The 22,863-nt window shown below is 57.1% G+C and carries 18 protein-coding genes and 1 pseudogene; 8 read left to right on the top strand and 11 right to left on the bottom strand.

Annotation, left to right across the window (positions count from 1 at the left end; all coding sequences use genetic code 11):
* Window positions 1–651: 651 nt before the first annotated feature.
* The 6 genes and pseudogenes from F3J36_RS17515 to F3J36_RS17490 all read left to right on the top strand — a co-directional run.
* Window positions 652–1,241 (top strand): annotated as a pseudogene (locus F3J36_RS17515) (tyrosine-type recombinase/integrase); the annotation flags it as partial.
* Window positions 1,242–1,252: 11 nt separating this feature from the next.
* The gene (locus F3J36_RS17510; RefSeq protein WP_247653196.1) at window positions 1,253–1,879 is read left to right on the top strand and encodes a hypothetical protein; all 627 of its coding nucleotides are present in this window, start codon (window positions 1,253–1,255) and stop codon (window positions 1,877–1,879) included.
* Complete coding sequence (locus tag F3J36_RS17505) at window positions 1,866–2,306, top strand: hypothetical protein (protein ID WP_315657915.1); 441 nt, start codon at window positions 1,866–1,868, stop codon at window positions 2,304–2,306. Before F3J36_RS17510 ends, F3J36_RS17505 begins: the two co-directional genes overlap by 14 nt.
* A gap of 459 nt (window positions 2,307–2,765) precedes the next feature.
* Window positions 2,766–4,070: a type II toxin-antitoxin system HipA family toxin YjjJ gene (yjjJ, locus tag F3J36_RS17500; RefSeq protein ID WP_166720125.1), complete on the top strand. Its 1,305-nt coding sequence runs from the start codon at window positions 2,766–2,768 to the stop codon at window positions 4,068–4,070.
* 127 nt (window positions 4,071–4,197) lie between these two features.
* Window positions 4,198–4,731, top strand: a complete 534-nt coding sequence (locus F3J36_RS17495; protein WP_166720124.1) for a TetR/AcrR family transcriptional regulator — start codon at window positions 4,198–4,200, stop codon at window positions 4,729–4,731.
* Window positions 4,728–5,873 carry an MFS transporter gene (locus F3J36_RS17490; RefSeq protein ID WP_166720123.1) on the top strand — a complete coding sequence of 382 codons (1,146 nt, stop codon included), beginning with the start codon at window positions 4,728–4,730 and terminating at the stop codon, window positions 5,871–5,873. Before F3J36_RS17495 ends, F3J36_RS17490 begins: the two co-directional genes overlap by 4 nt.
* On the opposite strand, the gene F3J36_RS17485 is transcribed toward F3J36_RS17490, so the two are convergent.
* Genes F3J36_RS17485 through F3J36_RS17475 form a run of 3 tightly spaced genes read right to left on the bottom strand, consistent with a single transcriptional unit; the run spans window position 5,870 to window position 11,279 of the window.
* Complete coding sequence (locus F3J36_RS17485; RefSeq protein WP_166720122.1) at window positions 5,870–7,723, bottom strand: TolC family protein; 1,854 nt, start codon at window positions 7,721–7,723, stop codon at window positions 5,870–5,872. The genes F3J36_RS17490 and F3J36_RS17485 overlap by 4 nt on opposite strands.
* A 5-nt stretch (window positions 7,724–7,728) precedes the next feature.
* Entirely contained in the window at window positions 7,729–8,970 is a 1,242-nt protein-coding gene (locus F3J36_RS17480) for an HlyD family type I secretion periplasmic adaptor subunit (RefSeq protein WP_058759830.1), read from the bottom strand.
* On the bottom strand, window positions 8,967–11,279 hold the full coding sequence (locus tag F3J36_RS17475; protein WP_166720121.1) for a type I secretion system permease/ATPase: 2,313 nt from the start codon (window positions 11,277–11,279) through the stop codon (window positions 8,967–8,969). The genes F3J36_RS17480 and F3J36_RS17475 overlap by 4 nt, the downstream gene beginning before the upstream one ends.
* 269 nt (window positions 11,280–11,548) lie before the next feature.
* Between F3J36_RS17475 and ddlA the strand changes: the two genes are divergently transcribed.
* Window positions 11,549–12,643, top strand: coding sequence for a D-alanine--D-alanine ligase (gene ddlA / locus F3J36_RS17470; protein WP_166720120.1), 1,095 nt, complete (start codon window positions 11,549–11,551; stop codon window positions 12,641–12,643).
* A 16-nt stretch (window positions 12,644–12,659) separates the two neighbouring features.
* Here the strand turns inward: ddlA and F3J36_RS17465 are convergent, their stop codons facing one another.
* The 4 genes from F3J36_RS17465 to F3J36_RS17450 all read right to left on the bottom strand — a co-directional run bounded on the left by F3J36_RS17465 (window position 12,660) and on the right by F3J36_RS17450 (window position 17,880).
* A complete protein-coding gene (locus tag F3J36_RS17465; RefSeq protein ID WP_166720119.1) occupies window positions 12,660–14,084 on the bottom strand; it encodes a GGDEF domain-containing protein in 1,425 nt (474 codons plus the stop codon).
* Window positions 14,085–14,376: 292 nt separating this feature from the next.
* The gene (locus F3J36_RS17460) at window positions 14,377–15,852 is read right to left on the bottom strand and encodes a SulP family inorganic anion transporter (RefSeq protein ID WP_166720118.1); all 1,476 of its coding nucleotides are present in this window, start codon (window positions 15,850–15,852) and stop codon (window positions 14,377–14,379) included.
* A complete protein-coding gene (locus F3J36_RS17455; RefSeq protein WP_166720190.1) occupies window positions 15,849–16,490 on the bottom strand; it encodes a carbonic anhydrase in 642 nt (213 codons plus the stop codon). The genes F3J36_RS17460 and F3J36_RS17455 overlap by 4 nt, the downstream gene beginning before the upstream one ends.
* A gap of 580 nt (window positions 16,491–17,070) precedes the next feature.
* Complete coding sequence (locus tag F3J36_RS17450; RefSeq protein ID WP_141497049.1) at window positions 17,071–17,880, bottom strand: 5'-nucleotidase, lipoprotein e(P4) family; 810 nt, start codon at window positions 17,878–17,880, stop codon at window positions 17,071–17,073.
* Window positions 17,881–17,989: 109 nt separating this feature from the next.
* Between F3J36_RS17450 and F3J36_RS17445 the strand changes: the two genes are divergently transcribed.
* Window positions 17,990–18,700 (top strand): polyphenol oxidase family protein, encoded by a 711-nt coding sequence (locus F3J36_RS17445; protein ID WP_166720117.1) that lies wholly within the window; start codon window positions 17,990–17,992, stop codon window positions 18,698–18,700.
* Window positions 18,701–18,731: 31 nt separating this feature from the next.
* Here the strand turns inward: F3J36_RS17445 and F3J36_RS17440 are convergent, their stop codons facing one another.
* The 4 genes from F3J36_RS17440 to F3J36_RS17425 form a co-directional block, all read right to left on the bottom strand.
* Window positions 18,732–20,051, bottom strand: coding sequence for a gluconate:H+ symporter (locus tag F3J36_RS17440; RefSeq protein ID WP_058771315.1), 1,320 nt, complete (start codon window positions 20,049–20,051; stop codon window positions 18,732–18,734).
* A 79-nt stretch (window positions 20,052–20,130) separates the two neighbouring features.
* Complete coding sequence (idnO, locus tag F3J36_RS17435) at window positions 20,131–20,895, bottom strand: gluconate 5-dehydrogenase (protein WP_088516131.1); 765 nt, start codon at window positions 20,893–20,895, stop codon at window positions 20,131–20,133.
* 9 nt (window positions 20,896–20,904) lie between these two features.
* A complete protein-coding gene (gene idnD, locus F3J36_RS17430) occupies window positions 20,905–21,936 on the bottom strand; it encodes an L-idonate 5-dehydrogenase (RefSeq protein WP_166720116.1) in 1,032 nt (343 codons plus the stop codon).
* Window positions 21,937–22,105: 169 nt separating this feature from the next.
* Window positions 22,106–22,807: a response regulator transcription factor gene (locus tag F3J36_RS17425; RefSeq protein ID WP_166720115.1), complete on the bottom strand. Its 702-nt coding sequence runs from the start codon at window positions 22,805–22,807 to the stop codon at window positions 22,106–22,108.
* Between the last annotated feature and the right edge of the window lie 56 nt (window positions 22,808–22,863).

Genomic DNA, 22,863 nt, shown 5'->3' with positions numbered 1-22,863 from the left:
AATGCTGCCAGAACGACCAGACCAGTAGACCCGACCGGTTGTATTATTTTCAGTTTCGTAATCTCCCTGCGCTCGTTAAGCCTTGCCAGTACTGGCCTGGCTGCGCTTATGGCAAATCCCCGAACGCACAGCGCGCGATCCTCTGCCCTCACGTAAAATCCAGTTTTCCATTATATTTCAGGGAATTGAATTTTTCTTGCATCCTTTTTAGATCCTCAAAACTGAAAAAATCTGAAATTCTTTTCACTGATTTCGGTTGGCGAACTCCGGCACAAAGCCAGCAGCAGCGTAGCCCGGCGTGGCGGTTTGTAGAAAAATAAAACTGAAAAGTTTTCCTGATGCAAAACCCGCAGGCGGGTGCGGTGTGGCGCCGATTTAGTCTGCGAAGCATTTATTTAGCCGGGGCTGTGGCGCAGCCAGCGCCACGCTGTGCTTACGATCTCTTTGCGGTATGGCAGTGCGTATGGCTTGCCAGCTAATTAGCAAGCTGCTCAACAAGCGCCACAGTATCGAGCATCAGCTGGGCTACGTTAATGTGTGCGTACCCAAGCCACACCCGCGGTGCAGCAGACTCCTGCCGACTTCGTGCCAGTTAATGATGAGAAACATCTAACCATATGCAAGGTGAAGGGAAACCCACTCGCACCCGAATTTAATGAGCTACGCGGATTAATTGAGTGACCCTCATCAAACCTGTTAGAGAACGTGAGAGCGTTTAAAATCAGTGAATCGGAGATGGCGTATCTCACCATTGAGGAAATCAGAAGCCTTCTAGCCTAATGTGAGAACAGCCGGTCAAAGATCTGACGACCATTGTGAAAATCTGCCCGGTAACTGGCGCACAATGGAGTGAGGCCGAAGGCTTGAAGGGAAACCAAATCCGCGCTGGTCAGATCATATATGTGAAAACTAAAGGCAAGAAAAGCCGCGCGGTGCCGATAACTAAAAAATTACAGGCTGAACTGCCATCAAGCAGGAAAGCGCAGGTGCTCTTTAAACCGTGCTATTCAGCCTTCAGAAAGGCCATGCAACGCGCCGGTATCGAGACACCTGCTGGACAGCTTACGCATGTTTTGCGCCACACCTTCGCGTCTCATTTCATGATGAACTGTGGCAACATTCTTGTGCTTCAGCGGATATTAGGGCATACAGATATCAAGGTAACAATGAGGTAGGCACACTTTGTACCGGATCTCTTGTCTGAGGCTTTGAGACTTAATCCACTAAGTATAATGGACTAAAGAAGATGTTAATGGAAAACATAAAGTACAAATACAGTTTGCATGAAATTCTTTGTCTAAGGACTTATGCCGAAGCATTCGAAGCTTACCGAGTTGATGACTATGACAAAGAGATTACAGAATGGGCTGAGAGAGAAATAATAGAGGGGAACACATCACAAACCATGTTGATTCTCGCCTCTCTTAATTTAGACAAAAAACCTGACCCTTATGAGGTAAAACATTACCTTTCAAATTACATGCGCCAAGAGGGCATTTTCATGCCCAATCTTAGTGAAAGTTCTGTTGTGTGGTTAAGAATTAAAACTTGGTTTTTATTACATATAGAATCTCCCGAAGAAATCGAACTCAGATTGCACCAAATCCCTGCGTACCCGCTGGGCCCAGATTCTCTTTTATCTAGCAAAATCACTTGGCGATACTACCATTTACACGAAGAATTATTTGAAGATTGGGGACCAGACCATCCCTCTAAAGCATCTAAAATGAGTGAGTTAGAAATACTTAACTATGTCAGAGACAGATTAAAACCGTTTTATCGAATCCTTACCAATCAGGATTGGGTCGACTTTTTATCTGGCAAGTATCGCAATTCCTTTAAAAATACAGAAACAGGAAATAATATTGATGGGCGTTGAATTTCATATAACAAGAGCAGAGTACTGGGCTGAAAACGATGATGACCAAATCAGTTCTGAAGAATGGCTAAAAATAATAAGCAGCGATCCCGAACTTAGCCTTAATCCAAGAAGCGGAGAGTTTCACGCCATATGGAATGGGGATGGATCGGATGGAGAAGACTGGCTTGATTGGTCTGGAGGTAATATTTATACTAAATGGCCACCAACTCCCCTCTACCGAAAAATGCTCCTAATATCTCAAAAGCTAAACGCGAAAGTAATGGACGACGATGGCACGATATATGAAACTTCAGACGCCTGGCAATACAATCCAAAAAGCTGTGTAGTCACGACTTCAGTTGATACTACAAATGGGAGAAAAATGGCAGAAGAGCGTAACGCTATTCAATGCTTCCTATCGCTGTTCGGCCTAAAGAAAAGATAAAAATAAGTAAGTTACTGATTTAACACGCTTCAAAATGGAACTCATAACCACCTGTTCGGTGGTTAAAAAAATTAGCGAAGGCCGCAAAATTACTCAATCACATCATTGACTTAAGCCACACTTTAGACAGTTAATATTTATTTAATTTTCAACAATAGCGATGAAGAGGCAGCGCATTTTCCCGTTACTATTAAAACTTCACTGTCCTCCTGCTCGCTTAAACCTAAAACTACAAGCCTGCAAGACTCATGCTTTCCAATCCTGTTATTGTGTTAACAACAGTCTATTACAGACAACGACGCCAGAATCTACCTCGCTAAACTTTCATGCAGCCTCAACTCAGAACCACACATATTGCGCACCAGGCACAACACCTCCCAGTAACTACCAACTGCTTGCCTGCTAAAATACCCATTCAAAAAGCTATTCACCTATCTATTCATAAAGTGATTCAACACTATGTCCACGCATGCTGAAACCGTACGTCAGCTTCTCTATAGCGGGCCGATGGCAGGAAGGCAACTCACTGAAAAAATGGGTATAAGCCAGCCTACGCTTTCCCGTGCGATTAGAGAACTGGGTGATGACATCGTCAAAATCGGGGCGGGTCCATCTATTCAATATGCCCTGCGGGATACGTTTCGCGGATTCCGCTCGGCCCCGATTTACCGTGTTACCGATGAAGGGCAAATCAAACCTCTCGGCGAGCTGATTCCGGTTCGTCCTGAGGGGTTTGTGATGGTGCAGGCTGACCACAAAAGCTTTCACAGTGACGGGCTGCCGTGGTGGCTGTTTGACATGCGACCGCAGGGCTATCTCGGCAGAGCGTATGCCTCGACTTATGCCAGCGGGCTCGGTCTGCCGGCGAATCCCGAACAATGGGCGGACGCAGATGTGGTCAGAGCGCTGCTGGCGCAAGGTCATGATGCGATCGGCAACCTGCTGATCGGCGAGCAGGCGCGCAGCCGTTTCCTGGAAATGCCCGAACCGACTCCCGTGGAGCGCGCGACGGCGTATCCCGAACTGGCACGGGCTGCGGGCGCTGGTGAGGTGCCGGGCTCATCAGCGGGTGGTAAGCAGCCCAAATTCTGCGCCTATACCGAACGCGGTCATTTGCTGGTGAAATTCACCGCAGCAGATGACAACCCAGTCAGCGAACGCTGGCGCGATCTGCTGATGGCTGAGCATCTGGCCCTGAAAGTACTGGGTGTTGAAACCGACGTGTTTGATATTGCAGGGCAGCGCTTCCTCGAAATCCCCCGCTTTGATCGGGTGGGCAAAATGGGCCGTATCGGCGTGTTTTCGCTGCGGGCGCTTGATGCGGAGTTTGTCGGCAATGCCAGCGCAAGCTGGCCGGTCCTCGTCAAGCAGCTTGTAGCGGAAAAGTGTGTCCATTCTGAGGCCGCTAATAGCACGGCCCGGCTTTGGGCATTCGGCATGCTGATCGGCAATACCGACATGCACGCCGGTAACCTGTCATTCATCAGTCGCCATGGCCGTCCTTATCACCTCGCGCCGGCTTACGACATTCTGCCGATGGGCTTTGCGCCCAGAGCGGGCGGCGCCATCGTGAATAAGCTGCGGCCTGCGTCACTGCCGGAAGTGGTCAGCAGCGATATATGGAGAGAAGCACTGGCTTTGGCGGAGGAATTTCTGTCGCTGACGAACAGTTGCGATGGCTTCTCAGCGCGTTTTGCGCCGTGCCTCGCCGCGTTACAACAGCATCTGGATGAGGCCCGAGCGCGCATCGCCCGACTCGGCTAAGCGCGTTTCCTGATTGATAATTCCTTCAAAGCTGCATCCTCGAAACAGGCGGTGATTAACCGCCTCGCACCCGATTTTTGCCCCCGCAACTTTGCAAAAGTAAAACGATCGGTTTACTTTTTAAGGTATGCGTAAAAAACAACACATCCTGAACGCTGCCGAGCGGCTGTTCTACAGCAACGGTTTTCATGCCACCAGCACCGATTACATTTGCCGTGAGGCGAAGGTCTCCACGCGTACGCTCTATCAGCACTTTCCGTCGCGCGAGCGGTTAACTGCCGCGGTGATGACCGCGCGCCGGCAGCGCTTTGCCGATTTATTGTCACAGCCAGACGATCCGGCGGCCATCAGCCAGCTGTTTTCGGTGCTGGAACAGTGGATGCGGGCGGAAGGAACGCTGGGTTGCTTTTTTGCCAAAGCGTACGGCGAGTATGCGGAACAGGATGCTGAGCTGGCGGCGCAGGCGCTGGATTATCGCTACTGGCAGCGCGGCTACATCCGTGCCTGCCTGGCGCACTCGCACAGGAATTCGCCGTCAGCGCTGGCCGATGCCATCTGGATATTGTTTGAAGGGGCGATTATGGCCGGGTTGATTGACGGCCCGCAGGCCGCGGTCACTGCACGTCTGGCGGCTGAGCAACTGATGGCAAATGCGCCATGAAAGCCTCACTCCGCCTGACGCTGAGCGGCTTTGTGCTGATTGCCGTGACCTACGGACTGGCGCGTTTTGCGTGGGGAATGATGATGCCGCAGGTGGCGCAACAGATCAGCTTCAGCCCGCGCGCATCGGGCATGCTGGCCGCCTGCAGCTATCTGGCTTACTGCCTGGCCACGCCCGGCGCCACGCTGCTGCTGGCGCGCTGGGGCGTGCGCAGCACCGCCATGCTGGCAGCGCTGACGGCCATGCTCGGCTTACTGCTGCTGGCCGCTGCCAGCAGCACATGGCTGATTGCCGGTGGGCTGTTTATCGCCGGTCTCGGTGCCGGACTGACTTCCCCGGCGCTCGCCAGTGCCGTGAGCCGGCAAATTGACGCGTCGCGGCAAACCGCCGCTAACACGCTCATCAACGCCGGCACCGGCGCGGGCATCATTGTGTCAGTGCCCATTTTCATGCTGGTGCCCGGCGGCTGGCGCGCAGCCTGCTGCTGTTTTGCCGTGCTGGCGTTAATCAGCCTGCTGCTGGCACGCTATTGCCTGCCCGCCGGGCGTGCCGATCCACAGAGATCGCCGGTTGGCTGGCGCGATCGGCTGCACAATCGTGCGCTACAGCGGGTAATCATCATCGCTTTTCTTAGCGGTGTCGCCAGCGCGGCGTGGTGGTGTTTTGGACCGGATGTGTTACGCCAGCACAGCCACCTGAACGAACGCCAGGCCAGTATGCTGTGGCTGGTTAGCGGCGCGGCCGGCATTCTCGGCGCGCTGACCGGCCCGCTGGCACGCTGCATCGGTATGCGTCAGGTGTACTGGCTGGCGCAGCTGGCGATGGCCGCACCACTGCTGTTGCTGGCGGCGCTCACCCACTTTATCTACTGGCTGGTACCGGCGGCGGCGCTGTGCGGCGCGGGATACGTCACGCTGTCGGGTATTCTGCTGGTTGCGGGTGCCGCCGCCACGCCACAGAATGCGGCCTCTGGCGTGGCGGCGGCGTTTCTGACGCTGGCGATTGGGCAAATTGGCGGGGCGATACTCTTTGCGCAGCTCTACAACAGCAGCGCCGCTGCGGCACTGCTGCTGTTCGCTGCCATCCCGGTTGCGCTGCTATTTCTGGTACCGGCTAACCCGCCGCAGCGCGCTGACGCTTAACGTCCGGTGGTAAGCCAGCGGCTGAGGATGCCGGCACTGGAGTAGCCGCGAATGATCGCCGCGTAGCTGTCAAAGCGATTGCTCACTTCGCTTACCTGGTTGTTATACAGATCGCTTTCGGCGCTCAGGACATCGAGCAGCGAGCGGCGTCCGAGGTGATACCACTGATCGAAAAAGTCTTTGCGGATGCGGTCAGACTCGACAATCAGACTCTTGTACAGCGCGGCGCGATCGGCCATGGAGTGCGCATCCTGGCTGGCGGCGCGCACGCGATTCTCCAGATCGCGCCGCTGCTCCTGCACCTGCTGACGACTGGCTTCGGCGCGTTTAATCGCCGCAATCTCCTGCGCGTTGGTTGAACCGCCGCGGAACAGGCCCCAGCTAACGTTGATGCCGGTTTGCCACGCCTGCTGACGACCGAGCTGATCCTCACGCGTGCTTTTGCTTACCGTCCAGTTGAGTTTTGGCAGGCCAGAAGCTTTGATCGCTTCCGCTTCTTTAAACGCCGCTCGCGTTTCTGCGCTGGCGCGCTGGATCAGCGGATGATAATCCAGGCTGGCCAGCTGGCGGTTGAGATCGCCAAAATTCATCGCCCAGCGATCGCTGGCTGGCAGCGTCACGCGGCTGTTGCCCATCAGGCGGTTCAGCGTGATTTCGACATCGCGTGCGCGCGACTCAGCATTCTCCAGATAGCTCTGCGCCTGCAGCAGCCGGCCTTTGGCCTGCGTCAGTTCGCTGCGACGGCCAGTATCCGACTGCACAATGCCGCTCAGCATGGTGGTCAGTTCGGTCATGCGCGCCACGTACTGCTGGCTGATGGCAATGACCCGCTGCTGCTTGTTCCACTCAATCAGCGCGTTGCTGACCTGCATCGCCAGCTCTTCTCGCTGCGCCTGCGACGCCTGCTGCGCCGAGGTCACGCGCTCTTCGCGGCTCTCGATAGTGCGACTGGTCTGACCGAAATCAATCAGGTTGGTCGCCATCGATACGCCGAGCGCCGGCACGTTGCTCTGACCATCATAGCTTTTTACCCCGCCACCAAACTCTTTGGTCGCCGAACTGGCGCTGACATCCAGCTGCGGCCAGCGTTGCCCTTTCGCCTCATCCACGCTGGCTGCGGCGGCATCGGTCTGTGCCACGGACGATTTCAGCGCCGGGCTGATGCGCCAGGTGATACGTGCGGCCGAGAGGAATTTCTGCCGCAGCTCGGATTCAGCCACGGTTTCATCCACCGCGCCGCTCAGGCTGACCGGGGAACGCGCCACGGCGGCATCGGCGGCGGTGGTTCGGGTTTCCGCTACCGGCGGACTGACATAGCTGAACTCGCTCTGTGCTTTTACTTCTGCTTCATTCACCGGCACCGGCGCAGGCTGCTGTGGGTTGAAAGTGCGTACCGATTTCAGCAGCGGATTCGTCTGCCTGGGTTCCGGCTGGCGCTGCTCCTCCGTCAGAAAACCGCCGCCCTGTACCGGCTGCACCGGCGGTGGGGCAATCGGCGCTGCTGGAGCTGGTGCCGGTGAAGATGCTGGTGCTGGTACCGGCTGAGCGCGTGGCGCGGCGACCGGTGGCGCAACCGGCGCGACCTGAGGTTGCGTAAACATCGCTTGCGGTGCCGGCGCGGTTGCAAAGCGCTGGGCTGGCGCAACGGGCACGCGCTGTACCGGCGCGCTGCGTACCGGTGCCGCGACGGGGGCGGCCGGGCGATGTCCGCTCATCTCGGCAAACATCATCAGTTCACTGGTCGAATCGGCCATTACGCTGATGGCCGGAGCCATCATGACCGTAATGCAACCGGCAAGCAAAGAGAGGCGCCGCGCCGCTGCGCGACGGTGCATATTATTATTTTTCATGGTTATTAACGCTCGCGGAAGGCTTCTTTCGCCTTAAGTACCGGCTTCAGCAGGTAATCAAGGATGGTTTTCTCGCCGGTGCGGATTTCCACCGTGGCCACCATGCCGGGAATGATCGGCAGATCTTTATTGCCTGCGTGCAGCGTGCTTTTATCGGTGAGGATCAACACGCGGTAATAGGTGTCATCCGGTCGGCCGGAAGCGGCTTTCTGATCGTCTTTCAGCGTATCCGGACTGATGTATTCCACATGGCCATCCAGTCCACCGTAGATGGCGAAGTCGTAGGCGGTGATTTTCACTTTGGCCGGCAGCCCCGGACGCAGGAAGGCGACATCAGAAGGACGGATTTTTCCCTCCACCAGCAGTTGCTCTTCCAGCGGCACGATTTCCAGGATGTGCTCACCGGGCTGAATGACGCCGCCGATGGTGTTAACGCGCACGTTTTTCACCGTGCCGCGTACCGGTGCGGTAATGGTGGTGCGCTCGACCACGTCCGCGCGGCCAATCAGGTTTTCGCTTACCTGGCTGAGTTCCAGCTCCAGTCGTGCCAGTTCGGTGTTGGCATCAGACTGGTAACGGTTACGCCGCTCGACAATCTGCGCCTGGATGTCGTTCGCCTGGCGCTGCATGCGCAGCAACTCGACCTCAGACAGCAATCCTTTCGCCGCCAGCGGCTCCGCCAGACGAATTTCACGCATCGACAGGGCATAGCTGCGCTGCAGTGAGTTAATACTGTCGTTCAGCGCGCGCTTGCGTGATTCATAGGCTTTGGTCTCCTGCGCCACCACGGCAGGATCGCTCTTCACCTGCTCGTCAAACGTCAGCGGCTGTGCGTAGGCTTCGGCACGCAGACGCGCAATGCTGCCCTTCAGGCCAATCACCTTGCTCAGCGCCTCACGATAGCTTGATTGCGCACGCGTCGGATCGATTTTCAGCAGGACGTCGCCCCGGTTGACCACCGTGCCTTCACGCACATTCATTTCGGCGAGAATGCCGCCTTCCAGACTCTGAATCACCTGCTCGCGGCTGCGGGAAATCACTTTTCCGTCGCCTTTGGTGATCTCCTCCACCCGCGCATAGTTTGCCCAGGTGAGACCGATGCCAATCACCGCGATGATGATCCACATCACCAGTTTCGATCCCGGCGTGGTTTGCGACAGCAGGGACGCCTGCACGTCATTCATGAATTCGGCATCCGCAGCGGAGAGATTTTTGCTGCGGCTGCGCCATGGCATTAACTTGATCATACTGCGGCCTCCTCTGCCGCGGCGACGACGGGCTCTGACGTTGCCGAAGCATCGTTAGCCGGCGCGGGTGCGCGCGCCGCCTGCTCTACCGCCTGACGCGGCGGCTGGCGGGTTTTACCTTTACCTTCCAGCGCGGCCAGCACCTGCTCTTTCGGGCCATCCGCAACAATTTTTCCTTCCTCAACCACGATGATGCGGTCGACCAGCGCCAGAATTGACGGACGATGCGTCACGACGATCAGCGTGTGGCCTTCGCTGGCGCGACGCAGATGCGCGAGGAACTGGCTTTCGGTCATGCTGTCCATGGCGCTGGTTGGTTCATCCATCAGCAGCACTTTGGGCCGCGTCAGCAGGGTTCGCGCCAGCGACACTAACTGACGCTGACCGCCCGACAGCCCTTCACCGCCCTCGCCGACCGACAGGTTGATGCCGCTCGGATGGCGCGCCGCCACGTGATCAAGACCGGTCAAATTCAGCACACGCAGCAGTTCATTCGCGGTGGCATCCGGCCGGCCAATCATCACGTTCTCGCGCAGCGTGCCATAGAACAGGCGCGCATCCTGGCTGACGAAGCCCACTGCTTTGCGCCAGTCGGCCGGATCGATCTGGTTAACATCGAGTCCGTCAGCGGAAATCTGCCCTTTCACCGGCTGATACAGACGCGCCATCACGCGTAACAGCGTCGATTTACCGCTACCGATGCGGCCAAGAATCGCCACGCGCTCACCGGCCTTGATGGTCAGCGAGATGTCTTTGAGGATTTCCGGATTGGGCTTCATCGGCGGTGCCGGATAGGAGAAGCTGACATTGCTCAGCGAGATCTCGCCGGTCAGCGGCGGATCGGTCAGGTCGGTTTTGCTGCTGTCGCGATCGACCGGCATCTCCATCAGCTTATTCAGCGAGGTCAGCGCCGCTTTGGCCTGCTGATAACGCACCGCCAGACCAATCACCTGACCCAGCGGGCCGGTGGCGCGGCTGGCCAGCATCACGGTGGCGATCATCGCACCCATGGTGAAAGTGCCGGCGTTGATCAGATAAACCCCGGCCACCACCAGCATCACGGTCTGAAACTGCTGCAGAAAGGTCACCACGCCGGTTGCCAGCGTCGAATAGCGTTTTGACTTCATTGAGTTAGCCGACTGCAGCGCGCTGAAGTTCTCCCAGCGGCGCTGCATATGCGCTTCACCGCCCACAGCTTTCAGCGTTTCCATGCCTTCAACCGACTCGATCAGCACGCCCTGTTTCAGCGACGCATCGCGCAGGTTCTCTTTCATGATGCGCGCCAGCGGCCACTGGATCGCGGCGCTGACGATGATGATCAGCGGGATCATCATCAACGGAATAATCGCCAGCGGACCGCTGATAAAGAAGATCACGCCGACGAACATCAGGATAAACGGCAGATCCGAAATCGCCGCCAGCGTCGCCGAAGCAACAAAATCGCGCACCGATTCGTATTCACGGATCTGGTTGGCGAAAGTGCCTGATGAGGCCGGTTTGTGCTCCATCTGGATCGACAGCGCCTGACGGAACAGCATGCTGCCCAGCACCAGGTCGGCCTTTTTGCCCGCCATGTCCAGCAGATGTGCCCGCACAAAGCGGGTAATGGCTTCAAAGATCATGGCGATGGTGACGCCAATCGCCAGCGACCACAGCGTAACAAACGCCTGGTTCGGCACCACGCGATCGTAGACGTTCATGGTGAAGAAGATGCTGGAGAGTGCCAGCACGTTGATCAGCACGGCGGCAATGGCGGCGCTGCGGTAGTAACGGCGGTAGCGCCACAGGGTGCTGAATAGCCAGTGACCTTTGACCTCCGGCAGCATTTCGCTGGCGCGCTCATCCAGTACCGCCGCCGGTTTCGCCATCACCGCAAAGCCGGCGTAAATCTCGTTGAGCTCCGCCAGGCTCATCTCCACCGCTTTATCACTCACCTCCGGCATGATCAGCTGGAAGCGCAGCTCGCGCTGATTCTCCTCATTGGTGTGAATGCGCCGCGACAGCACAATGCAGCCGCCGCCGTTCTGCCGCAGCAGAATCATCGGCATCAGCTGCTCCGGCAGATCCTGCAGGCGGCGTTCAACCATGCCGCCGGTAATACCAGCGTTCTCCAGAGCGGTCATGGCCTGCGACGGCGACAGCAGCGTCGCTTTTGGCAGGCCGGCGACCAGCGCCTCTTCACTCTTCTCGCGTTTGTAGTGTTTGCAAATCCACGCCACGCTTTTTAACAGCGTGTCATCCACGGTGGTTTCGATACGAGCAACAGAACGCGCATCCTGCTCCACGGCATTCTGCTTCTGGTCCATCATTTCCCGACTCCTGTAAACCTGACAAAAAACGGTGGACGCATCGTCCACCGCAGACTTTTCTTTGAATTGGGAAAATTCTGACAGAAGGCAGCTTTCAGGCCGTCCAAGACTTGTCTCAAACGGTGGAGAATATTTATGAATAAAGCGGAGAAAGCCCGATTGAATGCGGTCTGGCGACCGATCGATTGCAGAATAATCGCGGCGCTGTTGAGCGCTGTCCTGGGCGTGTTATCTTAGCTGCTCGCTTTACTGCAACCGGACAAAGAGCAATGGCAAAACAGCGGGTAGGTATCGTATTTGGCGGCAAGTCGGCCGAACATGAAGTGTCGTTACAGTCGGCCAAAAATATTCTTGAGGCGATCGATAAAAACAAATACGACGTGGTGCTGCTGGGGATCGACAAACAGGGCGAGTGGCATCTCAATGACGCTTCAGGCTTTCTGCTCAACGCCGACAATCCGGCGCTGATTGCCCTGAACCGCTCCGGTGAAAACGTGGCGCTGGTGCCCGGCAGCCGCGCGGAACAGCTGATTACGCGGCAGCAGGCGCAGCCGCTGTCGCAGCTGGATGTCATCTTCCCGATTGTGCACGGCACGCTGGGCGAAGATGGCTCGCTGCAGGGGCTGCTGCGCATGGCCAATCTGCCGTTTGTCGGGTCGGATGTGCTGGGTTCCGCGGTCAGCATGGACAAAGATTTCACTAAACGCCTGCTGCGCGATGCCGGCCTGAAAGTGGCACCGTGGCTGAGCGTCACCCAGGCACAGCGCGCAGCGCTGGATGTGCAGGCGGTGATCGCACGCTTTGGCCTGCCGCTGTTTATCAAGCCAGCCAATCAGGGTTCATCCGTTGGGGTGAGCAAAGTGACGCAGCCGGACGAATTCGACGCGGCGCTGGATCTGGCGTTCCGCTTTGACCGCAAAGTGCTGATTGAACAGGGCATCAGCGGCCGTGAAATTGAATGCGCGGTGCTGGGTAACGAGGCGCCAGAAGCCAGCCCGTGCGGTGAAATTGTGGTGCACGACGCCTTCTACTCATATGACACCAAATATATCAGCGAGAGTGGCGCGCAGGTGGTGGTACCGGCTGACATCAGTGCGGAAGCCAGCGAGGCCATTCGGGCAGTAGCGATTACCGCGTTCCAGGCGCTGGAGTGCTTTGGCATGGCGCGCGTCGATGTGTTCCTCACCGAAACCGGCGACATTATTGTCAACGAAGTGAATACTTTACCCGGCTTCACCAACATCAGCATGTATCCCAAACTGTGGCAGGCGGCCGGCCTGAGCTACAGCGAACTGATTACCCGCCTGATTGAGCTGGCGCAGCAGCGGCATCAGCAATCCAGCCAGCTGAAAAGCAGCGTGTAACCTGCGATGGCGTGGCTCAGGCCACGTCATGCGCCATGCTGCGCGGCGCGATTGCCGGTGAGGTCTGATTGCGGCCGTTGCGCTTGGCAACGTAAAGGTGTTTATCGGCCGCCGACACCAGCCGGTTGATTACCCCCGGCCATTCACGTTCGTTAACCGCACCGCCGCGCGCCAGGCCGAGGCTGACCGTCACGGTCACGGTGTTGCCCTGAATCCAGAACTTCTCTTTCACCATTGCCTGACGAATCACTTCGGCCAGCTGAAACAGCTGGCTGTGGGTGTAATCAAACACCACCACCACGAACTCTTCGCCGCCAAAGCGGCACACCAGACCGCGACTGCCAACCACGTGCTGAATACGGCGCGCAATTTCCTCCAGCACGCCATCGCCGGCATCATGGCCGAAATTATCATTAATGGCTTTGAAGTAGTCGACATCCAGCATAATCACGCCGGCTTCACGCTGCAGGGAAAACGGCTGCTGGCGCAGGTTTTCATACAGGCCGGAGCGCGACAGTAGCTGGGTGAGGAAATCGTGATTGGCGCGCAATGCCAGGCGATGGTTAAGCTGGCGAATGGCGTCCATGCTCACCGCCACCAGCAGCGGGCTGAGCGCTACGGTGGCCACGCCGAGCCGTGCGGAAGTGAGATGGCTGATGGGCAGCAGCGAATCATCGCCCTGAATATTCATCACGCCGTGCGAGACCAGCACGATCTCGGTGATGCCGGTGAACAGAATCACCAGGCTGGTGATCGGAATCGGCAGCACAATGGCACACCAGATCAGCGCCGGTACCGGGAAGGTCAGACTGCCCGCGCCACCAATCAGCGCCCCCACCGTGAGCGACAGCGCCACGGCGAGCAGCGGCAGCAGCCTGGCCGGATGAATCAGCGTCCGCAGCGGCACGCTGCGCAGCGGACGCGTCAGCATCACCGGCAGCAGCATCAGCGAGGTGGAGAACTGCTCGCTGAACCAGTCGGCCCACGCCACCACAAAGCGCGCGTTGAAGTCGATATCCTGCGCCCACGCACCCCAGGTGGCACACGCTGCCGCGCCGAGCAGGCACGCCGGAAAAATGCGCATGGCGTTGAACACCTGGCTGTTTGCGGTTGGCGATTGCAGATGCTTAATCAGCATGCTGACTGACACCAGAATAAACAGGATATTGGCAAAATTAATCGTCACCGCTGGCAGTGCCCAGCCGGAAAAAACCGTATCGTTGAAAATCATGGCGGCAAAACACACCAGATAACTGGAGGTGGTGTGCAAAAACGGGTTGCGCACCATCAACCCGGCGATGAGGGCATTCACCGGCCAGAACAGGGAAAACTCTTCGGGAATACGCAGGTGGCTGCCAACAAAGCAGAAGAACAGCGTAATAAGACACAGCGAAAGAGCATTCTTTTTAACATTATTCTCTTCAAACAGCTTAACGCGCATACGTCTGAACCCTGTAACCTGAAATCGCTGCCATCCGTCGCTGGCATCAGCAATCATTTAACCTGAAAAATCCGTGCGATAATTCGCTAATTAACCCGGTATTCGTCGCCCTGCTCTGCGACTGAGCGGCGCTCACTCTGCCATGAAAGCCAGAGACGAGCTACCGGCCCCGCTAAAAGGGAGTGAAACAGGCAGGCGCTGTGAGCGGCAATTATGCCGTATAAATAAAAAAATCGGATATCCGGGATATCCGATTCTGGCGAAAAAAACTGCATGATTGTGCGCGGAAACGTTATTTCACCGCCACCGGCCACTGGCTCAGCCGGATGCCGCGCTCACCGGCGCTATCCCCGAAATCCTGCAGCACCGCTTTCACGTCCGGATCCATATACTCGGCGTTATCGTGATCGACAATCACCACGCTATTTTCCGGAATCTCCGCCAGCAGCCCCTGCAATTTCGGGTTGTGCATAAAGGTCAGGTTTTGCTGAAAGCGCAGCACGTAATGGTCGTCATAGCGGGTAAGCTGCAGCGCGTTGCGGTGGCTTTGGTAGATGCTGCACAGAATCTGCGTCGCGATACCGATGCCAATCCCGGCCAGCATGCCAAACACAATGATACCGCCGATGGTGGCGAGAAACGGCACGTACTGCTGCGCGCCCATGCGAATCTGTTCGACGAACAGGCGCGGCGTTGCCAGCTTATAGCCGGTATACAGCAGCACCGCCGCCAGGCTGGCGAGCGGAATCGCGTTAAGCAGAGCGCTGAACCACAAGCCACAAATCAGCAGCAGCACGCCGTGCAGCAGAATCGACAGTTTGGTTTGGGCACCCACGCTGACGTTGACCGAACTGCGCACAATCACCGCAGTAATTGGCATCGCGCCGAGCAAGCCAGCGGTCAGGTTACCGATGCCCTGCGCGAACATCTCTTTATTCGGTGACGGCGCCGGATGCTGCGGACGCAGTTTTTTCAGCGCCTCCTGGCTGAGCAGCGTTTCAAGGCTGGCCACCAGCGCCAGCGTAATCGCTACCACCCACACCGACGGATTCTGCCACGCCAGCCAGTCAGGGGTTTCCAGCTCCGCCACCAGCGCCGACATACTGTCGAACGCCGGCAGTACGATACGCGGCAGGCCTTCGCCGACGCTGGGAAACAGGCGATCGCCCAACACCGTGGCGAGGCAGCCAAACAGCACCGCCACCAGCGGGCCGGGCATCCAGCTCAGCGCTTTAACCGCTTTGATCGCGGGCGTGGTCCACAGCCACAGAATCAGCAGCCCGCTAACGGCCACCAGCATCGCGCTGAGCGAAAACGAAAACTCCCCGCTGACCAGCGACAGCAGGCCGGCATCGCTCGCTGCGCCCAGCGCCACCGGAATCTGCTGCATAATCAACAGCAGGCCAATGGCCGCCAGCATCCCTTTGATAACGCTACCTGGCACCAGTGAGATAAAACGACCGGCGCGCAGCAGGCCGAGCATGCACTGCAGCACGCCAGCCAGAATCAGCGCGGTGAGAAACGCGGAAAAGCTGCCGAGCGTCTGGATTGACGCCACAACAATAGTCACCAGCCCCGCCGCCGGGCCGCTCACGGCAAAGCGCGAGGGACTGAGCGCGGTAACCAGCAGACCGCCGATCACCCCGGTGAGCAGACCGGCAAAGGGCGGCAGACCGCTGGCCTGCGCGATGCCCAGACACAGTGGCAGCGCCACCAGAAACACCACCAGACCAGCAGGAATATCCTGACGAAGCGTTTGCAGATTCATGATGAGGGTTCCTCTGACGATTGCTGGATTAACTCTTTCAGATGGCCGGACTGCAGGTCATACACGCAGCCAAATACATCCAGTTGCTGTCCGGCCTGCCAGGCCTGTTGCACCGGCTCGCAGCGCACCAGCTGGCTAAACTGGGCGATGACATTGGCTTCAACCAGCCGGTTAAGCTTGCTGCTCTCCTCTTCCTGCGCGGAACTGGCGTGATAGGCCACCAGCCCGTGCTGCAACGCGCGGCGCAGCGCGGCAATGCGCCTGGCAAGCGCCGAATCCTCCTGCGCTAACGGGCTGGCAGGCAGACCCAGCGCCGCCTGCACGCCGCCGCAGCCGTAGTGACCGCACAGCACAATGCGCTCGACGCCGAGATAAAAAATCGCGTACTGCAGCACGCTGAGAAAGTTGTCATCATCGGGTAGTACCATATTGGCGATATTGCGGTGCACAAATAGCTCGCCCGGATGCGAGCCGGTCAGCACTTCTGCCGGTACGCGACTGTCGGAACAGCCAATCCACAGGGAGTGGGGTTTCTGCTGATGCAGATATTGTTCAAAGTAATCTGGATTACGCTCGCGGCGCTGGAGTGCCCAACTGCGATTTTTCGCTAACAAGGGTTTAAGGGTCGTCACAATTATCTTCTCTCTGTATCCGCAAATAGCGCTTCCGGGCAAATAAATGCATGGCGCAGCACGGTTTTAGCGTTCTGTGGCAGGTGAATACGGCGCTTTCTCACAGAAATTGGTTATAGACGCTTATGAATTGATTTGCACCAGGAATATTTCAGCCCGGCAGAAGAAGCGACCTTATGTAAAATAAGTGTCAGCAAATGTCATGGCAAAGTAAGTTAATGCAAGTGACGCAATCATGGAGCACTCCATTAAAAGTCAATACAATCAGATTATTAAAATTAATTTTTAAAACGCATTTCGGATGCACTGACAAATATATACACGTAAAACTTTTGCGCCTTTATGCTGGTATGGTGGATTACGCTTTGCTCGCTGAGAAAAATCCTAATTACTAAATTTATGAATAGTGTTATCAGCTGGTTTTAACGTTATTTGCGATGATATTTCACTGAAGGCGGCGGAAGGATTAAGTAAGAGATCGGGAAAATGATAAGCAGAATAATAATTACAAAGAAACGTAAATATCACTGGCGCTGACCGCATGCGATAAGCGCCCGCCAGGGCAGGCGCTATTTCGCTTGACGAATTATTTACCGTTCCAGGCTTTCATGCGGGATTCACGCACCTGCAACTGCTGTTCCGGGGTTAACTTATTGTAGTTTTCAGCCATGCCGCTCTCCCAGTCGCCGTACAGTGGATTTGGCAGCACAATGAACTGGGTGCCAAAACGCTGATGGTTGAGCGTGACAAACTGCTGGCGCTGCGCGTTGCCCTGATGCCAGGTGGCACCGCCGAAGTCATTCAGGTTATCGCCGATATACAGCACCACGTTGTAGCCGGCATTTTTAATCGCGTCGAAACGCGCCTGTTTATTGGAGTTACCGGTGCTGAGACGCACGGTTTTGTCGCTTACACCGCTGAAGCCCAGCTTGTTGAGGTTATCGACCGTGGCCGCGTAGTCTTTCTGATCGCGGTTCGAGACGTAGAACATGGTGCCGCCGTGGCTATTCACGTAGTTGGCAAATTCGACGGCACCGGGCACCGCGGTCGCCTGACGCGCCTGCGTCCACGCTGACCAGGTTTTACCGGAGAACGGCTGGCCATTTTTTGCCTGCCACGCGCTGTAGGCGCTGTTATCGATCATGGTTTCATCCAGATCAACAATCACCGCTTTGGGTTTGCCGGTAAGCGAAGGAGCGTTATCAAACGCCATGCGTGCCGTGTTGAACGCCTGCCAGCTCAGCGCCTGATACTCGCCAGACTGCTGGAACCAGTTGACTGCCAGCACCGACTGCTGACCGAGTTGCTGCTGAGCCTGCTGTTTTTGCGGTTGGGCACAGCCGGTGAGCGTCAGGGCAATCAGGCCCGCCGCGGCCAGCCAGGTGGTGTTTTTCATCATGTCGTCCTTAAGTGATTATGGTCATTTTTTGTAAAGCTTTAAAAATGTAGCAGTTAACGTAAGCTGTGGGCAGAGGAAAACCGGGGTCAGGTCACAGGAGACACTTATGGATAATCGCGGGCCGCGCTCAGCGCTGCTGGAGAGTCAACGCTGGCTGGAGTATGCCTTTCAGCCTGCCGGTCAGCCGGCACCGGCCGCTGCGGCCTACGGACAGCAGCGGCACAGCGCAAAAGTGGTGCTGGCCGGGCAAAACCGGCCGCCGAAAAGTTGTGAATCCGATGGGGTAATCAGTGACGATCATCAGCCGGTTGCGGTTTACACCGCTGACTGTCTGCCGGTGCTGTTTGCCGATGTGAAAACGCATCAGGTGGCGGCGGTGCATGCTGGCTTGCAGGGTACGCTCGGCGGCGTGCTGAGCAGTGCCCTCGATCAACTGCTGGCGGGTGGCGCGACGCCGGCATCCCTGCTGGTGGCGATCGGTCCGGCGATCGGCCCGTGCTGCTATGAGCTGGGCGTTGATCGCATCGCACAGATGCAGCAGCGCCCGGACCTGCCAGCGCTAAGCTGGTCACAGCAACAGCCGCATAATCCGCAGGCAATCCGACCTCAGGCACAGGCGCATCATCAGGGAGTATGGTTTGATTTGCCTCAGCTGGCGCAGGACCTGCTGTTACAGCGCGGCATCCCGGCGGCGCAGATTGATCGCGTGGCGGTGTGTACTTATTGCATGGCAGAGGCGGGTTCGAGCTATCGCTATAACACCCATTTTGACAGCGGCTATCAGTCACGTTTCTCGTGGATTCGCCGCCGCGCGTAAGCACGCTTCACCTCCCTGTGAAGCGCGGGCCTTAGTGAATGATGGCGTTGAGCGCCAGTACACCGGCGAGGCCGAGGATGGAGATCAGCGTTTCCATTACCGTCCAGGTTTTCAGGGTTTCCACCACGCTCAGGTTGAAATAGCCTTTGAACAGCCAGAAACCCGGATCGTTCACGTGCGAGGCGATCACGCTGCCTGAACCGACCGCCAGCACCATCAGCGCCGGATCGGTATGGGTAGCGGCAATGATCGGCGTCACGATGCCGGCGGTGGTGATCGCCGCGACGGTGGCCGATCCCAGCGCGATGCGCAGCATTGCCGCCACCGTCCAGCACATCAGCAGCGGTGACAGCGACGATCCTTTCATCAGATCGGCGATGTAATTACCGACACCGCTATCCACCAGCACCTGCTTAAAGGCGCCGCCGCCGGCAATGATAAAGACGATCATGGCGATGGCGGCAATCGAATCGCCACACATATCCATCACCTGCTCCATTTTGCGCCCGTTGCGCAGACCGAGGGTAAACACCGCAATTACCACGGCGATAAACAGCGCCACCGCCGGGTTGCCGATAAATTCAAAGAACTGGCGCAGCGCATTCTCTTTCGGCATCGTCAGTTCGCAGACTGCCGCAATCGCCATCAGTACCACCGGAATCACCGCGGCAAAGATGCTGATAAAGAAGCCCGGCATCTCCTCTTCAGTGAAAATTTTAGGGTTATACAGCCCTTCCGGCGGCGACTTTTCGAAGCTTTTGAGGAATTTTGAGAAGATCGGGCCGGCAATGATCACCGTCGGGATGGTAATGATTAAGCCGTACAGCAGCGTGGTGCCGAGATTGGCACCAAAGATGGTGGCAATGGCGGTTGGACCGGGATGCGGTGGCAGGAAGCAGTGCGTCACCGACAGCGCTGCCACCATCGGCACGCCGACGTACAGCAGCGGCAGTCCGGCTGCCGCAACGATGGTGAACACCAGCGGCAGCAATAGCACAAAACCGACTTCATAGAACATCGCCAGACCGACAATCAGTCCGGTGACCACCAGCGCCCACTGCAGCCGCTGTTTACCGAACGCGGCAATCAGCGTGGTGGCCACCCGCTGGGCAGCGCCGGTATCGGACACCAGCCGCCCAAGCATGGCACCAAAGCCGAGGATCATCGCCAGACCGCCAAGCGTGGAACCAATACCTTTCTGAATCGAGGCCATCACATTGAGCGGCGTCATGCCTTCGGCGATACCTACCACCGCCGAGACAAACACCAACGCAATGAAGCCGTTGACCTTGAAGACAATCATCAGAACCAGCAGCAGTATCACACCCAGCACAATTATGGTTATTGGCATTTTTTATTATCCTTAGGAAGACAGAGGGGTGTTTAAGGTTTAGGCGCGCGCCGGCAATTACGCCAGCCGCGCCACGGCATTACACGGCGACGCGCATACCGCCATCAACAAACAGCAGATGGCCATTGACGAAATCAGATGCGCCCGACGCCAGGAACACCGCCGCGCCAATCAGCTCTTCCGGCTTGCCCCAGCGTGCGGCCGGTGTACGTTTGGTCAGCCAGCCGGTGAAGGCCGGATCGTCAGCCAGCGTCTGGGTCATCTCGGTGACGAAATAGCCCGGCGCAATGGCGTTAACCTGAATATTGTGGCGCGCCAGCTCCACGCACATGCCGCGCGTCAGCATGGTGACCGCGCCTTTGGAGGCGGCATACGGCGTGATGGTGTCGCGGCCCAGTTCGCTTTGCATCGAGCCGATATTGATGATTTTTCCGCGCTGACGCTGCACCATTCTTTTCGCCACGGTTTGTGACACCAGAAACACCGCTGTCTGGTTGACGGCAATCACGTCGTTCCAGTCCTGCTCGGGAAACTCGAGAAACGGTCGGCGGCGCTGAATGCCGGCATTGTTCACCAGGATATCAATCGCGCCCCACTGACTTTCAATCTCCTCCACCGCCTGCTGAACCTGCGCCGACTGCGTGACGTCAAAAGCCTTCGCCCGCGCTTGATATCCCAGCTCGCGCAGTTTCGCCGCGCCCTGCTCTGCGCCGCCCTCGGTGGTGGCGTTGATGATCACTTCCGCGCCCGCCTCCGCCAGACCGCGCGCCAGCAGAAAACCGATGCCGCGCGCCGAACCGGTGAGCAGCACACGCTTGCCCGCCAGGGAAAATAGCTGACTCATACTGACTCCTTAAAACGTTAACTGGACTTTCGCCGCCCGGGTTTTATCACCGGCAAACTGCAGCGCCGCGTCGATATCCTGTAAGTCATACTCGCCGCTGAACAGCGGCAGCGGATTGACCACGCCGCGTGCCAGCCAGTCAACCGCCGTGTTGAATTCGTGGGTGAAACGGAAAGAACCGACCAGATTGATCTCTTTGGCGATCAGCGTCATCAGCGGAAAATCCGGAATGGTGCCGCCCATGCCAACCTGTACCAGCGTGCCTTTGGCGCATACCACGTCGAGACAACGCTGCAGCGAGGACGGATGGCCGGAAGCCTCGAAAGCGACATCGAAGAAGCCTTTATCTGCAAGGTAGGGCGTGAAATCACCGTCAGCCGCGTGGATCACCCCGGTCGCGCCCATCTGCTGCGCCAGGCTGAGCGAGCGTTCGCTGATATCGCTGCAAATAATCTCCGCAGCTCCGCGGGCTTTGGCAGCGGCGGCAATCAGACAGCCAATCGGCCCGACGCCGGAAATGAACACGGTTTTGCCGCTCAGTTCGCCCGCCTGCTGCGTGGCGTGGATGCACACGGCCAGCGGTTCAGCAAACACCATTACGCTGTCATCGGCCTCCTGCGGGAACGGCACGCACTGCGCGCTATCGACCACTTTGTATTGCGTAAAGCCGCCATCCACGTGCGGCAGATACATGGCGCTGCCGAAAAAGCGCATTGAGGTGCACTGATTTTGCTGCTCGCGCAGGCAGTATTTACAGCTGCCGCACGGCTTTGAGGGATTGACCGCCACTTTTTGATTAGGCTGGAGCTGCGGATCGTCGCTCTCCACCACGTAGCCGATCACTTCATGGCCGAGGATCATCGGCATCTTCACTTCAAAGCTGCCGACTTTACCTTCCTGATAGTAGTGCAGATCGGACCCGCAGATGCCGCCGCGCGTGATGCGCACCAGCGTGCCGGTGCCGTCCCACTGCACCTGCTGCTGTGCGACGCTGACCTGTTTTTTGCCGGTAATGACGCAGGATTGCGTTTCAATGTTCATCGTAGCCCCTTCAGTGCTGTAGCAATGGGGGCTATCACAGCGGGATACGGCCGGCGAAACTGTGACGGACATCACTCAAAGCGATGTTACAAAACGGCTGTTACCGGGAACGTGATGCAGAGAGGCGGAAAAGCAGACGGCGGCCATCCCTGACCGCCTTAAAGAAGGATTAGCTACCCGACATCAGGTCGTGGCTGTATTTGAACAATTCCGAATCCGAGCGCAGGCCGAGCTTTTTCAGCGCCGACTGCTTTTGTCCGCTCACGGTTTTGCGGCTGCGTTTAAACTTCACGGCAATTTGCGACACGCTGAGCCCATCGAGAAAACAGCGCACCACTTCTACTTCGCGCGGACTGAGGGTTTTGACCTTCTCATACATATTGCCTTTGCTGGAGAGATCGAGGTTTTCGTTGATGGCGTCTTCATTCATCACGTAGAGGTTTTCCACCTCGTACGCCACTTCCTGCGACAGGAATAGCCGCCCCTGCGCCACCTGACGAATCGCCTGGACGATCTCCTGCATATTGTGGCTTTTTCCAATAAAGCCCTTAACGCCGGCGCTCAGCACCATTTTGACAATCGCCGGACTCTCCATGGACGATGAGATCAAAATCTTTTGCTGCGGATAGTGATTTCGCAACTGTTTCACCAGGGCCAGGCCATCCAGTTCCCGCTCGCCCAGCAAAAAGTCCAGCACCAGCACATCCACCGTGGTGCTGCGCAGCTGACTAAACAGTTCATTACTTGAAGACCAGGTCGCGACCAGATGAATATCGGGTTCGTGTTTCAGGCATAACTCGAAAACGGTACGAACCATCGGGTGATCATCAAGGACAGCGACACGCACCTGTTTATTATGTGCATATACCATTCTTTTATTCCTTTATTACAGTCTCAATTTTGTCCAGTACTGATAACCACACCAGT

This window comes from Pantoea sp. Cy-640, assembly GCF_011752635.1.
Classification (GTDB): Bacteria; Pseudomonadota; Gammaproteobacteria; order Enterobacterales; family Enterobacteriaceae; genus Pantoea; species Pantoea dispersa.
The sequence above is the reverse complement of the archived record's forward strand: the minus strand, read 5'-3'. Positions and strand labels throughout refer to the sequence as shown.